At 75.1% G+C, this 13,590-nt stretch carries 15 protein-coding genes; 8 read left to right on the forward strand and 7 right to left on the reverse strand.

The window, feature by feature from the left end; all coding sequences use genetic code 11:
• The first annotated feature begins 1 nt into the window (after nucleotide 1).
• From LPU61_RS07385 to LPU61_RS07405, 5 genes are all read left to right on the forward strand, one after another.
• Entirely contained in the window at nucleotides 2–403 is a 402-nt protein-coding gene (locus tag LPU61_RS07385) for a hypothetical protein (protein WP_229404513.1), read from the forward strand.
• Nucleotides 404–527: 124 nt separating this feature from the next.
• Nucleotides 528–1,841, forward strand: a complete 1,314-nt coding sequence (locus LPU61_RS07390) for a M48 family metalloprotease (protein WP_229404514.1) — start codon at nucleotides 528–530, stop codon at nucleotides 1,839–1,841.
• 65 nt (nucleotides 1,842–1,906) lie between these two features.
• Nucleotides 1,907–2,815 carry a hypothetical protein gene (locus tag LPU61_RS07395; RefSeq protein ID WP_077937354.1) on the forward strand — a complete coding sequence of 303 codons (909 nt, stop codon included), beginning with the start codon at nucleotides 1,907–1,909 and terminating at the stop codon, nucleotides 2,813–2,815.
• Nucleotides 2,816–2,840: 25 nt separating this feature from the next.
• Nucleotides 2,841–3,293, forward strand: coding sequence for a hypothetical protein (locus tag LPU61_RS07400; RefSeq protein WP_043963024.1), 453 nt, complete (start codon nucleotides 2,841–2,843; stop codon nucleotides 3,291–3,293).
• Nucleotides 3,294–3,450: 157 nt separating this feature from the next.
• A complete protein-coding gene (locus LPU61_RS07405) occupies nucleotides 3,451–4,395 on the forward strand; it encodes an acyltransferase domain-containing protein (RefSeq protein WP_229404515.1) in 945 nt (314 codons plus the stop codon).
• 38 nt (nucleotides 4,396–4,433) lie between these two features.
• Here LPU61_RS07405 and LPU61_RS07410 read toward each other — a convergent pair whose 3' ends face one another.
• Complete coding sequence (locus LPU61_RS07410) at nucleotides 4,434–5,438, reverse strand: LLM class flavin-dependent oxidoreductase (protein WP_229404516.1); 1,005 nt, start codon at nucleotides 5,436–5,438, stop codon at nucleotides 4,434–4,436.
• Nucleotides 5,439–5,613: 175 nt separating this feature from the next.
• Between LPU61_RS07410 and LPU61_RS07415 the strand changes: the two genes are divergently transcribed.
• Both LPU61_RS07415 and LPU61_RS07420 read left to right on the forward strand, forming a co-directional pair.
• Nucleotides 5,614–6,423, forward strand: coding sequence for an SDR family NAD(P)-dependent oxidoreductase (locus LPU61_RS07415; protein ID WP_229404517.1), 810 nt, complete (start codon nucleotides 5,614–5,616; stop codon nucleotides 6,421–6,423).
• Entirely contained in the window at nucleotides 6,420–7,388 is a 969-nt protein-coding gene (locus LPU61_RS07420; RefSeq protein WP_229404518.1) for an aldo/keto reductase, read from the forward strand. Before LPU61_RS07415 ends, LPU61_RS07420 begins: the two co-directional genes overlap by 4 nt.
• A gap of 34 nt (nucleotides 7,389–7,422) precedes the next feature.
• On the opposite strand, the gene LPU61_RS07425 is transcribed toward LPU61_RS07420, so the two are convergent.
• From LPU61_RS07425 to LPU61_RS07440, 4 genes are read right to left on the reverse strand one after another with little or no spacing between them, the layout of a single operon-like run.
• Nucleotides 7,423–7,977 carry an AAA family ATPase gene (locus LPU61_RS07425; protein WP_082106284.1) on the reverse strand — a complete coding sequence of 185 codons (555 nt, stop codon included), beginning with the start codon at nucleotides 7,975–7,977 and terminating at the stop codon, nucleotides 7,423–7,425.
• Between the two features lie 48 nt (nucleotides 7,978–8,025).
• The gene (locus tag LPU61_RS07430; protein WP_229404519.1) at nucleotides 8,026–9,804 is read right to left on the reverse strand and encodes an FtsX-like permease family protein; all 1,779 of its coding nucleotides are present in this window, start codon (nucleotides 9,802–9,804) and stop codon (nucleotides 8,026–8,028) included.
• A 1-nt stretch (nucleotide 9,805) separates the two neighbouring features.
• The gene (locus LPU61_RS07435; protein ID WP_052503729.1) at nucleotides 9,806–10,549 is read right to left on the reverse strand and encodes an ABC transporter ATP-binding protein; all 744 of its coding nucleotides are present in this window, start codon (nucleotides 10,547–10,549) and stop codon (nucleotides 9,806–9,808) included.
• Nucleotides 10,550–10,583: 34 nt separating this feature from the next.
• Nucleotides 10,584–11,123 carry a PadR family transcriptional regulator gene (locus LPU61_RS07440; protein WP_043963030.1) on the reverse strand — a complete coding sequence of 180 codons (540 nt, stop codon included), beginning with the start codon at nucleotides 11,121–11,123 and terminating at the stop codon, nucleotides 10,584–10,586.
• A 224-nt stretch (nucleotides 11,124–11,347) separates the two neighbouring features.
• On the opposite strand from LPU61_RS07440, the gene LPU61_RS07445 reads away from it, so the two are divergent.
• Nucleotides 11,348–12,457, forward strand: a complete 1,110-nt coding sequence (locus tag LPU61_RS07445; RefSeq protein WP_229404520.1) for an FAD-binding oxidoreductase — start codon at nucleotides 11,348–11,350, stop codon at nucleotides 12,455–12,457.
• Nucleotides 12,458–12,558: 101 nt separating this feature from the next.
• Here LPU61_RS07445 and LPU61_RS07450 read toward each other — a convergent pair whose 3' ends face one another.
• Both LPU61_RS07450 and LPU61_RS07455 read right to left on the reverse strand, forming a co-directional pair.
• On the reverse strand, nucleotides 12,559–13,182 hold the full coding sequence (locus LPU61_RS07450) for a LuxR C-terminal-related transcriptional regulator (protein ID WP_229404521.1): 624 nt from the start codon (nucleotides 13,180–13,182) through the stop codon (nucleotides 12,559–12,561).
• Nucleotides 13,183–13,262: 80 nt separating this feature from the next.
• Nucleotides 13,263–13,583, reverse strand: coding sequence for a hypothetical protein (locus LPU61_RS07455; RefSeq protein WP_229404522.1), 321 nt, complete (start codon nucleotides 13,581–13,583; stop codon nucleotides 13,263–13,265).
• Nucleotides 13,584–13,590: the final 7 nt, after the last annotated feature.

Here is a 13,590-nt window from a genome sequence, read left to right on the forward strand (position 1 = left end):
CATGGGATTCCTCAGCTCGCTGCGGGACCTGCGCCGCCAGGCCGACGAGATCGACCGCACCTACGACCCGGGGGCCCAGCTGCGCCAGGGGCTGGCGGCCATGCAGCAGATGCGCCAGCAACTGGCCGGCCAGCAGGCGACCGCCCACCTCGCCACGACCGGCACGCCGGCGACGGCCACGATCGTCGGGCTCCGCCAGACCGGGGGGTACGTCAACCACGCCCCCCTCGTCGAGATCCGGCTCATGGTCACCCCCGCCGACCGGCCGCCGTTCCCCGCCACGCACACCGGCCTCGTGCCGCCGGTGTACCTCGGTCAACTCCGGCCCGGCGGCACGGTGGCGGTCCGCTACAGTCCGGCCGACCCGAACAGCGTCGCCGTCGTCTGGGGCCAACCGGCGTGACGCCGGCCCGCCGCAGTGGACGGTAGCCGCCGGCCGGTGCCGGCGGCTACCTCGGCGCGCCCGACGCGACCCGTCTGATCGCCACGCCTGGATCCGCAGGCGCCGCGCTATAGACTCCGGCGTCGTGCCGACGACGACGGGGACGCCGAGCAGGTGTCCGTCCTGTGCCCACGACCTGGTTCCGCCGGAGGTGGGCACGGTCTCCTGGTGCCCCGCCTGCCGGTGGAACCTGGAGGTCTACGACGTCGCCCTGGCTCCCTGGCGCGGCACCAGGGCGATCGGCCGATGGGGATTCCGGCGCGGGCTCAAGCTCGACCGGTCGACGCACGAGCAGCTGCTGGCCGACCCGCAGGGGCGCGAAGCCGGTGCGTCGACCGGTGAGGTCTGGCTGTTGGCGGTCTCCGTGGTGCTGGCCCTGCTCGGGGTGGCCGCGCTGGGCCACCTCGGCTGGCTCGTGGTCGCCAGCGACCTGTCGCCGGGGATCCGGCTGGTCCTGGCGATCCCCGCCGTGCTCGTCCTGCTGCTGGTCAAGCCCTCGTTCGGGCGGGTGCCCAGGCATGGCCTGATCACCGAGCGCGCGGCCCCCGAGCTGCACCGGCTGGTGCGCGAGGTCGCCGACGCCGCCGGAACGCCGGTGCCTGACGTGATCTGCGCCGACCTGAGCATCAACGCCGGGGTCGCCCAGCTGGGGTGGCGCCAGCGGTCGGTGCTCGTCATCGGCATCCCCCTCTGGGTGATGCTGCCGCGGGCCGCCCGCGTCTCGGTCCTGGCCCACGAGCTGGGTCACCTCGCCAACGGCGACCCGTTGCGGGTGCGGTGGACGCTGCCGGCGAGGACGTTCGGCGCCCGGGCGGTGGCGGCCACCGGTGGGCGGAACCCATGGCGGCGGGCCCTCGGCACGGCGGACTCGCTGGCCGAACGGCAGAGCGGCCTGGTGGTCCTCCTCGGGATGGCCGTCCACGCGACCATCGCCCTGGTCAACGTCGTCGGCGCGACCATGCAGCTGCTCGTCGACAGCGTCGCGATGCCCGACAGCCGCCGCGCCGAGTACCGGGCCGATCTGGTCGCCCGCCGGGTCGCCGGCACCGCGCCCTTCCTCCGCTCGTCGGAGACGGTGCTGCTCGCCGACCGGATCTGGCGGGACCTGTGGCACCTGGCGCCCCGCATCGACGGTGAGCAGCTCGAGGAGTTGGCGGCCGAGGCCCGGCAACGCCTGGCCGTCCAGCTGCCGCTGGCCCGTCAGGTCAGCCGGCGGGCCACCGACCTGTGGAGCACCCACCCGAGCGAGGACCTGCGGATGCGGCTGATCGAGGCCCTGCCCGACGTCGACGGGACCCTCCGCGTCGACGACACCCGCTGGGCCGCGATCGACACCGAACTCAAGCCCTGGCGTCGCGCCGCGCACCACGCCCTCCTGGGAACCCGGGACCGGTTCTGAGGCGCCCGCCCGCCGCCCGGCCGACGAACTTCGTACCCGGACGGGCCCGTGACATGATGGCGCCCATGGCAAACCAGGGGGACGTCGGCGGGCCCCACCGCCGCAGTGGGTCGGGCGCTCTCGCGGACGGCGCGGACGGTGACAGCGCCGAGGCGCGGCTCGCCCTCGCCCAGCACCCCGAGACGCCCCAGCTGACCCTCATCGACCTGGCGGCCGACCCGTCGCCCCTGGTCCGCAGGGCGGTCGCGGGCCGCACCGACGCGCCCGCCCAGGCGCTGCGGCCGTTGGCCCGGGACCACGACCGTCAGGTCAGGGAGGCCGTGGCGAGGAACCCCTCGGCCTCGGTCGGCAACCTGGTGCGGCTGGTCAAGGACGCCGACCGGTGGGTCCGCTGGGCGGTCGCCGGCAATCCGGCCTGCGACGAGTCGGTTCGCCGGGTGATGGCGCAGGCCCACGACAAGGAGCTTCGCGGTCTCCTCGCCGAGTCGCGCGAACTGGAGCCCGACCTGGCCGCGCGGCTGGTCGACGACGTCTCCCCCGAGGTGCGGGAACGTCTCGCCACCCACACCCACGACCCCGAGGTGATCACCGCCCTGCTGGCCGACCGCACCGCGCGCGTACGCCGGGGGCTCGCCCGCAACCCGCGGACCAGCACCGCCCAGCGTGGCGCGCTCGCCCGGGACCCCGTGGCGGACGTGCGCGTCGCGTTGGTGCTCGCGGTCGAGCTGACCGAGGCGGACCTGCGGCACCTGGTCGACGACCGGTCGGTGCAGGTGCGGATGGCGGTGGCGACGTCGGAGCTGGTCCCGCCGCACATCCGGCAGGCGCTCCGTGACGACCCCGACGAGATGGTCGCCGACGCGGCGCGAAGCCCCCGCCCCGGGCGGGGCAACTCCCCGGTGGTGCAGGCTCCCCGCGTCGGCCACCGGGCCGCCGGCGGCGACCGGCGTCGACCGGGCGGTGCCCGGCGCTGACGCCGGCCGTGGGGAAGGTGTGGCGATGACCGAAGCCGGTTGGCAGCCGAGCGCGCCGGGCGTCATGCGACTGCCGTCCGGGCGGCTGGTGCGTGGCCGTGGCCTGCGGAACCCGCTGCCGGACGGGCCCGAGCCGCAGTTCGGGGTCTACCTGGTGGGTGCCCCGCCGGAGCCGGTGCCGTGGGACAGCCGGTGGGTCCGCTGCCGCGACTTCTGGCTGCCGGCCGACCGCGCGGACTTCGCGGCCGCCCTGCGCGAGGCGCTGGACCGGGCCGGCACGCAACGGGTCGAGCTGGCCTGCGGGGGCGGCTTCGGACGCACCGGGACGGGGCTGTCGTGCCTGGCGATCCTCGACGGCGTGCCCCCGGCCCAGGCCGTCGCCTACGTCCGCGCGCACTACCTGCCCCAGGCCGTGGAGACGCCGTGGCAGCGGCGTTTCGTCGCCCGCTTCGACCCGGCGGCGCAGCACCGGCGCTGACCGGCTCGTGCCCCCCGGTCCCGTCCTCTCCCAGCCCGCCACGGCGATCACCGTAGCGGCCCGCCGGGGCGGCCGGAGCGGCCACGCCCCCACCTGTCGCGCGGGCCGGTCGTCGCCGGACTGTCGCGGCGGTCCGGCGGCCGGTAGCGTCGTCGGCGTGGATTTCGCCGCCATCGCCGCCCGGCTCGGGGTGCCCGTCGAGGACGTCGAGCGCGTGCACCGGCTCGCCGGGGACGGGCCGTCGGCGCCGCTGCCCGCGAGGGCCGACGCGCCCGCCATCCTCGACCGGCTCGCGGTGCCCCCGGACGACGCCGCCGAGATCATGGCCGGCTGGCCGGACGCCGACTCTCCGCTGTGGACACCCGAGCTGCGCTGGCTGCTCGACCGCTCGACCGCCCTGGTCCGCGCAGACCTCGGGGGGCACGGCTGGCTGTCGCCCGGCCCGGCGCTGCCCCGCGACCGGGGCCCCGCCTGGCGGCACCTCTACGGCTACGCCTACCTGGCGCTGGTCGACGTCGTCAGGGGCTACCACCGCGACCACGGCATCGCCGACGCCGTGTCGTGGACGACCCTCGCGGACCTGGGCCGCAATCTCGCGGTCGACCGGCGGATGCGCGGCGAGGGCTGGCCGGTGATGCAGAGCTGGCTGACGCTGCACGTGCGCGGCGGCCTCTACGAGCTGGGCCGGTTGCAGCACCACCGGGGCGACGGCGCGATCGGCCTGCACATCCCCGACTCGGGGCCGTTGACCCCGGAGGCGGTCGCGGTGTCGCTCGACGAGGCCCGCGCGTTCTTCCCGCGCCACTTCCCCGACGAGCGCTACACGGCGTTCGCCTGCGGCTCGTGGCTGCTCGACCCGCAGCTTCGGGAATACCTGCCCGAGAGCTCCAACATCGTGCGGTTCCAGCGGAGGTTCGAGCTGGAGCCCTACGAGGAGCCGGAAGGGCTCGACGCCGACGTCGAGGTGCTGCGGTTCGTGTTCCGCACCCTGACCACGCCGCTGGACCGGCTGCCGCGCCGCACCGCGCTCCAGCGCGCGGTCGTCGACCACCTGACGGCCGGCCGCCACTGGCAGTGGCGCCAGGGCCGCTTCCCGCTCTAGGCCGCCCGACGGGCCTGCCCTGTCCCGGGGGGCGGCGGTCAGCGCGCCGGGTGCCAGCCGAGCAGGGGGCCCAGCCGGGTCGCGATGTCGGTGAGCAGCTGCACGTAGTCGGCGTGGTCGAAGGTGAAGGGCAGGGCGAAGGCCACCTCGTCGACCTCCCGGAACGCGGCGAGGGAGGCCAGTTCCTCGGCGATCCGGTCGGACGGCCCGATCAGGTCGCGGGCGAACACCATCCGCTGCGGCCCCTGCGGCGCTGCCGTCCGGGGGGTGCGCCGGCGGACGTACTCCTCGTAGCGGGCGCGCTGCTCGGCGGTGGCGCTGTCGGTGGGAACGACCACCAGACCCTGCGACACCCGGGCGGCGGGCCCGGCCGGGTGGTGGGCCCGGTACGCGCGGATGTGCGCGAGCTGGATGTCGTCGAAGTCGGTGGCCTCCTCGGCCTTGACCACGCTGCTGGTCAGCAGGTTCATGCCCTGCTCGCCGGCCCAGCGCGCCGACCGGAGGCTGCCGGCGCCGTACCACATCCGGTGGATCAGGCCGGGGGAGTACGGCTGCACCCGGCGGGAGTACGCCTCGAACCCCTCGACGCCGTCGAGGTCGCTGGCCTGCTCCCCGCGTACGAGGTCGAGTAGCCGGCGGACCCGGGTGTGGCCGAAGTCCTCGGCGTCGCCGGTGTCCGGATACAGTGCGTGCCGCACCCGGTCGTAGTGCATCGGCGGGCCCACGCTGACCCCCGGGTTCAACCGGCCGCCGGAGAGGACGTCCACCGTGGCCAGGTCCTCCGCGAGGCGGAGCGGGTTCTCCCAGCCGAGCGGGATGACCGCGGTGCCGAGCTCGATGCGGCGGGTGCGCTGCGTGGCGGCCGCCAGCACCGCCACCGGCGAGGAGATGCCGAACTGGAGGTGGCGGTGGCGCACCCAGGCGCTGTCGAAGCCGAGCTGCTCGCCGAGCTCGATGAGGCTCAGCGTCGCCTCGTGGCCCGCCAGGGGATCCGCCTCGTCGAAGAGGCCGATCGTGAGGAAGCCGAGCTTGTGCAGGGACACCGGGGTCTCCATCGCTGGTGGGAGGAGGGCGTCACCACGATAACCCCCCTGGGGCATGGGAAATGGGCGACCGGTGGTGACTGCGTCGCCGGGGTTTCGGTGCGATGCTTCGACAGGAGACGATGAGCGACCACGCCGGCCGGGACGGCCGCGTCCGGACCGAGTGGGGAGAGTCATGACCGGCGAGTTCACCGGACTGACCGCCGTGGTGACCGGCGGTGCCTCCGGCATCGGCCTGGCCACCGCCCGCATGCTCGCGGGGCGGGGGGCGGCCGTCGCCTGCCTCGACCTGGACCCGTTCGGGGTGCCGGCCCCGCTGCACGGCCTGCGCTGCGACGTCACGAGCGACACGTCGGTGACCGGGGCCGTCGCCGCCGCGGCCCACCACCTCGGCGGCATCGACATCCTGGTCAACAACGCCGGCGTCGGCGCGCAGGGGTCCGTCGAGGCGAATCCGTCCGACGAGTGGCACCGGGTCTTCGACGTCAACGTGGTGGGCATCGTCCGGGTCACCCGGGCGGCCCTGCCCCACCTGCGGGCCTCCGCCTGCGCGGCCGTCGTCAACACCTGCTCCATCGCGGCGACCGTGGGTCTGCCCGACCGGGCGCTCTACAGCGCCACGAAGGGCGCCGTGCAGGCGTTGACCCTCGCCATGGCCGCCGACCACGTGGCGGAGGGGATCAGGGTCAACTGCGTCAACCCGGGCACCGCCGACACCCCCTGGGTGCGCCGGCTGCTCGACTCCGCCGCCGACCCGGCCGCCGAGCTCGCCGCCCTGCGGGCCCGCCAGCCCATGGGCCGGCTGGTCGCCGCCGACGAGGTCGCCGCCGCGATCGCCTACCTGGCCAGCCCGCTGGCCGCCTCCACCACCGGGACCGTGCTCGCCGTCGACGGCGGCGTGCACGGTCTGCGCGTCCGGCCGGCCGCCGCCGGAGGCCCCCCGCCGGGCACCCACCCCCGACCCGGCAACGAGGAGACGTCATGAGGACCACCCGCCTGGGGCGCTCGTCGGCCCCGGTCACCGCAGTGGGGTTCGGCGCGGCCGGGATCGGCAACCTGTACCGGGCGGTCGACGACGACACGGCCCGCCGGGCGGTCGAGGCCGCGTGGCAGGCCGGCATCCGCTACTACGACACCGCCCCGCACTACGGCCTCGGCCTGTCGGAGCGCCGGCTCGGCGCGGCGCTGGCGGGCCGGCCCCGCGCGGAGTTCACGGTCTCCACGAAGGTCGGCCGGATCCTGGTGCCGTCGCCGCAGACCGCGCACCTGCGCGACGACGCCGGCGGGTTCGACGTGCCCGCCGACCACGCGCGTCGCTGGGACTTCAGCGCCGACGGGGTACGCCGGTCGCTGGAGTCCAGCCTCGCCCGGCTGGGCCTCGACCGGGTGGACGTCGTGCTGATCCACGACCCGGACGAGCACTGGCGGCAGGCGGTCGACGAGGCGTACCCGGCCCTGCACGAGCTGCGCGACCAGGGCGTGGTGGGCGCGATCGGCGTCGGGATGAACCAGTGGCAGATGCTGGAGCGGTTCGTCACCGACACCGACATCGACGCCGTGATGCTCGCCGGCCGTTACACCCTGCTCGACCAGTCGGCGGCGCGTACGCTGCTTCCCCGGTGCCGGGAAAGGGCGGTGGGTGTGCTCGTCGCCGGGGTCTTCAACAGCGGCATCCTCGCCACCGAGCCACCGGGCCGGACCTACGACTACGGGCCGGTGCCGGACGCGACGTACGCCCGGGCGGTGCGGATCGCGCAGGTGTGCCGCACGCACGGGGTGAGCCTGCCGCAGGCGGCCATGGCCTTCGTGGCGCGGCATCCCGCCGTCGTCTCCGTGCTGTTCGGCGCGGGCAACGCCGAACAGGTCGACCGCAACGTGCAGCTCGCCGCCACGCCGGTGCCCGACGCCCTGTGGGGCGATCTGCTGGCCGAGGGGCTCATCGACCTGTGACCTCCCCTCCGTGCGGCGTGCGGGCGGCAGCGCCTCATCGGCCGGCGTTCACGAAGGCGGCGATCTCGTCGAGCCCCGGGCGGTAGCCGTCGCTGGTGTCCACCTCGAATTCGGGCACGGCGAGCCGGACGGGTTGGAAGCCCCGGTGGCCGAGGGCGTGGGTCTGCCGGTCACCGAGGTACGCGTCGGCGTGGGCCCGCCGGATCGCGTTCTCGTCCTGCCGTCGCCGGACGCGGTCGAAGGCCGCCTGCGCGGTGACCTGGCAGTGCACCACCCGGACGTCGGCGATCCCGAGCAACGGCTGCAGGCCGGGGCGCCAGAGGCGGTCCTGGAAGGCCGCCTCGGCGACCGTCGTGACGCCTGCGGTCAACAGCAGCCGCAGCACCTCGAAGAACGTGGGCAGGGTCCGGAGGCTCAGCTCGTCGGTCGGTGCGGCGACGAAGTCGCCGGCCGCGTGGACCATGCCCTCCTTGATCTCGTCCCGGCAGATCGCCGGGCACCCGATCCGCCGGGCGAGCAGGTGGGCGAGTGTCGTCTTGCCCGCCCCCGACGGTCCGCTGACGACGACGAGCGTCGGCCTTGTTCCCATCAGGTCGTTATAGCTCAACCGGGTGCGGTGGGCGGTCGCGACGGCCGGTCAGGCCGGGGTGGACCGCAGGACGTCGGCGACGGGCCGCCGGGCGGCGGCCAGGGCGGGGACGGCGGCGAGCGCGGCGACGGCGAGCAGCACCGCGCAGGCCATGGCGAGCAGCCAGGAGACGGGTGCGTACCGCTGCTCGCCCGCGCTGACGACCAGGTACAGGCCGATGCCGGCCGGGACCCCGACGGCGACGCCGAGCGTCGCGGGGAGGAGCTGCGCCACCGCCATCCCCATGGTCACCTGCGCCGGCGTGGCACCGAGCGTGCGGGCGACGGCCAGGGGGTGGCGGGCGTCGAGGACCGCGGTCCAGGTGCTCACGATGGCGTTGACCAGCCCGAGGGCGCACAGCACGCCGATGACGAGCAGCATGGCCTGGATGGTCCGGGCGTCGCGGGGGTTGGCCAGCTCCGCCCCGCCGAGCCCGACCTGCCGGTCCTGCCGCAGGCCCATGAGCAGGGCGGCGAGGCCGGTCGTGGTGATCAGGGTGTTCACCATGACGAGGCGGGCGCGGCGGGGGCGGCGGGCGTTGACGCGTACCCCGATCAGCAGGGCGGTGGGCATCCGGCGGGACAGCCAGACGCGCCATCCGCGCCGCCGGGGTGGCGTGGCGGCGTCGGCCAGCGCGTGGACGGTGTCGGTGGTGGCGGCGCGGAGCACGGGTGCCAGCGTCGCCGCGGCGGCGATGGCGAGGGCGAGGGCGGTGCCGGCGACCACGGCGCGCAGCCCGGGTGGCGGGGTGCCGGTGGCGCCGAGGAGCCCGGCGCCGGGGTCGGTCAGCGCCGGCGCGGCGAGCCAGCCGGCGGCGATGCCGGTGCCGGCGGCGGCGAGCCCGACGACGAGGTGTTCGGCGAGGTGGACGGCGGCGACCATGGCCGGTCCGGCGCCGACGGCCTTGAGCAGCCCCACCCGGCGACGCTGGTCGGCGATGCGGCCGGCGACGATGTTGGCGACGCCGACCACCGCGAGGGCGGTGAGCAGCCAGCTGCCGACCAGCAGGGCCAGCCGCGCCCCCGTGACGAGCCTGCCGTTCGCCTCGGCGATCCCTGTCCAGCTCGTGTACTCGATTCCGTCTTCGCGCTTGTGGGTGAAGGAGGTGCCGACGTGCGGGTCCGCGTATCTCAGGTTCAGGGCGTACGACAGCGGCCGTGCGCCGGCCAGCGCCGCGATCTCGCCGCGATCGACCCAGACCAGGCCGGCGCTCTCCGTCAGAGGGCTGCCCGCATCGGCGCGCCAGTCGGCGCGCGGGTAGACGGCGCGGGCGGCGGTCACCGCGGTCCCGACCACCCGCAGGGGGTGGCGGTCGATGCTGACCGTGTCGCCGATGCGCATGTCGAGGGCGGCGGCGAAGGCGTGCTCGACGACCACGCCGCCGGGGCGCACCCAGGTGCCGCCGGTCACCGCCGGCCGGTCCAGGGCCGCCGGGGAGTCGTCGCGGCCCTGGACGACGGCCTGCACGGTCCGTCCTCGGGCGGTCAGCATCAGATAGCCGATCGGGTACGGTCCGCTGTGCGCGGTGACGCCGGGCGCGGTGGCCAGCGGCGCGAGGGCGGCCAGGGCCGCCGGGCCCGACGCGGCCGGCGTCGCCACCACGTCGGGGCCGGCGGTGGCGGCCCGGGTCCGCTCGTACGGCTTCGCGAGCGCGTCGTTCAGGGTGAGGCCGAGGGTCAGCGTCGCGGTCGCGGCGCTGATGGCGAGCAGCAGCAGTGCGGTCTCGACGCGGCGTCGGCGCAGGTCCCGCGCCATCAGCCGACACACGAGCAGCAGACGCCCCGTCATGTCAGCGCCCCCCGCCGTAGACGGTGCCGGTGCCCGCGCGGCCGGCGGTGCCGGCGGCGAACCGGCTGTCGTCGGCGAACGCCCCGTCCCGCATCGAGATCACCCGGTCGGCGACCGCGGCGATGCGCGCGTCGTGGGTGACCACCACCAGCGTCTGCCCCGCCGCGCGCAGCTCCTCGAACAGCCGCAGCACCTCCAGGGTGGCGGCGCTGTCCAGGTTTCCGGTGGGCTCGTCGGCCAGCACGACCAGCGGCTCGTTGCTCAACGCCCGGGCGATCGCGACCCGCTGCCGCTGCCCGCCGGACAACGCCGACGGCAGGTGCCGGGCGCGGTCGGCGAGCCCGACCCGGTCCAGCAGGTGCAGGGCGCGTTGCCGGGCCCGGCGGGGAGACCGCCCGGCCAGCAAGGCGGCCAGCTCGACGTTCTCCACGGCGGTCAGCTCGTCCATGAGGTGGAACGACTGGAAGACGAAGCCGATGTGCTGTCGCCGCAGCCGGGCGAGGGCGCGTTCGCTCATGGCGTCGATCCGGTGCCCGGCCAGCACGATCTCGCCGTGGGTGGGGCGTTGCAGCCCGCCGAGCAGGTGCAGCAGGGTCGACTTGCCGCAGCCGCTGGGACCCATGATGGCAAGCGTCTGCCCCGCCGGCACCTCCAGGTCGACGTCGTCGACCGCGCGCACCAGGGCGCTGTCGCGGCCGTACCACCTGCTCACCGCGCGTGCCCGCAGCAGCGCCGGCCCGGTCATGCGGCGCCACCCGGCGTGCCCCCGCTGCGCTCGGTCATCGCTTTCCCTTCTGCCCGGCCTGGTCATGCCCGGTCCAGGTCCGCTCGCACGCTTCCAGCCACTCCAGGTCGGCCCGCAGCCGCAACACGACCCCCTCCAACAGCAACCCGACGACGGGATCCACCGCCCGGTCCAACGCGGCCCGCTGGGCGTCGCGCAGGCGGCGCAGCACCTCACGCCGCTGCGCGTCGACCAGATCCACCGGATCGGCGAGCCGGGCGGCAGCGGCGGCCACCAGCTTGAGGTGGAACTCGGTGAGGTCGGGCCTCGGCCAGTGCACCTCGGCCAGCCAGGCGGCGACCCGCTGCTGCCCGGCCGGGGTCAACGCGTAGACCCGGCGGTCGGGCCGGTCCGGCAGACCCTCGACGCGCTGCGAGGTCACCAGCCCCGCCTTGGCCAGCCGGGTCAGCGTCACGTAGATCTGCCCCGCGTTCATCGTCTCGCCGAGGGGGCCGAGCGCGGCCCGCAACCGGCTGCGCAGGTCGTAGCCGTACGCCGGCTCCTTGGCCAGCATGGCCAGCACCACGTCCTGCACCCGGCCCCACCCTCCGTCGACCGGTAATAGATAACTGTTATCTATCGGGGGTGTCAAATCGCCTTAGGGTGGGGTGGTGGACACGGAACGGGTCCGGCGGGCGTACGCGTCCGTGGCGGAGCTCTACATCGGACTGTTCGGGACGACCCGACAGGTGCACGCCGTCTCGCTGACCCCGTCAGCGACCCGACCTGCCCCCGGAGAGAAACGGAACCCAGATCATCATGGCTGAGCACGTAGTCGTCATCGGCGCCGGCGTCTATGGCGCGGCGGTGACCGCCGCGCTGACCCGGCGCGGTGCCCACGTCACCGTCGTCGACGCGGCGGCGCCGGCCGGCGGCACCTCCGGCGCGACGTTCTCCTGGACCAACTCCTGCGGCAAGCAGCCCCGGCCGTACCACGACCTGAGCGTCGCGGGCATGGCGGCACACCGCAGGCTGGCGGCCGAGGTGCCACTGAGCGACTGGTACCACGAGGGCGGCAACCTGGAATGGGCCGACGACGAGGCCGGGCGCGCGAAACTGCGCCGGAAGGTCGAAGGCGTCCTCGACTACGGGTACGAGGCGCGCTGGCTCACCCGGGCGCAGGCGCTGCGCCTGGAACCGGACATGAACCCCGCCGAGCTGCCCGACGACGGGATCGCCTACTTCCCGCAGGAGGGCTGGATCGAGCCGACCCGGCTGATCGGCCACCTGCTCTCGACCGCTGTCGTCGCCGGCGCGGAGTTGGTGCGCGACGACGCCGTCACCGGCCTCGAGGTGGCGGACGGCCTGGTCCGGTCCGTGCACCTCGCCTCGGGGCGGAAGATCGTCACGGACGCGGTCGTGAACTGCGCGGGGCCGGGGGCCGACCGGATCGCCGGCCTGGCGGGGCTGACGCTGCCGATGCGCAACACCCGTGGCGTGCTCGTCTACACGTCCCCGGCCGCGGTCGCGGTGTCCCGCGTCGTCCACGCACCGGGTGTGCACCTGCGCCCCGACGGCGGCGGACGGCTCCTGCTGCACACCCATGAGATCGACGGCGCGGCGCACCTCGACGACAGTGGCGAGATCAGCGTCGACCAACCGGCGGTCGACAGGGTGCTCGCCGCCGGCCGCGCGTTGTACCCGGGGCTGCGGGACGTGGTCGTGGAGAGCGTGCGGGTCGGCGAGCGCCCCATCCCCGGTGACGGCCTGCCGGTGCTGGGCCGCGTGGTCGACCTGCCCAACTTCCACTTCGCCGTCTCACACAGCGGGGCGACCCTGAGCGTGCACGCCGGTGACCTGGTCGCCGCCGAGGCGCTCGGCGAGAACCAGGACGACGCCCTGGCCGCGTTCCGGTTCGAACGGTTCTGACCCGGCACTGGTGGCCCGCCGCTCGTGCGGGGAGCAGCAGGGACCCGGCGCCGTTGCGCACGAGCCGCGACGCGGGGGCGACCCGCAACCGACGGCAGCGGTCAGATCATCCCGGCACGGAGGGCGTACGCGACGGCGTGCGAGCGGTTACGCAGCTTGAGGCGGTGCGTGAAGCCGTAGATGACGTTCTTGACGGTGCGTTCGGAATAGCAGAGCCGGCTGGCGATCTCGTTGGTGTCCAGGCCCTCGGCCATCAGCCGGAGCACGTCGATCTCCCGCGCGTTCAGGCCCGAGGCGGTCAGGCCGTGCGGGGTGAGCACGTCGCGCTGGAGCCGCTCGATGTGCTTGAGTAGCTCGCCGACCAGGTTCGGGGGCATCACCCCGCCGCCGTCGCGGGCCGCCACCAGGCTGTCGACGAGCCGGTCCGTGGTGATCGCCGCCCGGGGCTGGATCGCCACCACCCGGCAGTCGACCGCCGTGATCAACTCCGCCTGGCTGATCTCGTTGGCGATCAGGACGGTGGGCGCGCCGGTTGCGGCCGCGTTGCGCCGCAGCACCGCCACGACGTCGGTGGTGAGCCGGTCGGCGACGACGAGCAGCACGTCGGCCTCGCCCTGCCGCCCGTCGTCGAGCAGGGTCACCTCGGTACGATGCCGCAGGTAGTCGCCGACGCCGGCCCGGCTCAGCGGATCCGTCGTGTGCACGGCGACCCTGACCTGTTCCACAACAACCTCCCGGTGACTCGGCACGCGACCAAGTGTCGGCAGGGCGTCTTCACGAACCCTTCACGATCCCGGCGGGCGGCTCACCGCGGCGGCCGGCGGGCGAGCCGGAGGGCCTCGATGTACTTGGGTAGCTCCCGGGCGGCGTGCTCCAGCCGGCCGGGCGTCAGCTGCTCGGCGAAGACGACGTCCACCACGGCCTGGGCGAGCCCCGGCGGCAGGTCGCACACGGCGGGGCGGGCCCCACCCTCCCACACCCGCAGGATTCGCATCCGGTCCACGACGACGTCCAGCGTGCGCCGCAGCCCGGCGACGGCCTCGTCGGCCACCGCCGCGTCCAGCTCCAGGCGGCCCTGCGTGGCCAGGGCGAGGAACAGGTCCCCGGCGAAGTCCTCGGCGTCCAACGGGCCC

The organism is Micromonospora sp. NBRC 110038, assembly GCF_020884815.1.
GTDB classification, from domain to species: Bacteria; Actinomycetota; Actinomycetes; order Mycobacteriales; family Micromonosporaceae; genus Micromonospora; species Micromonospora haikouensis.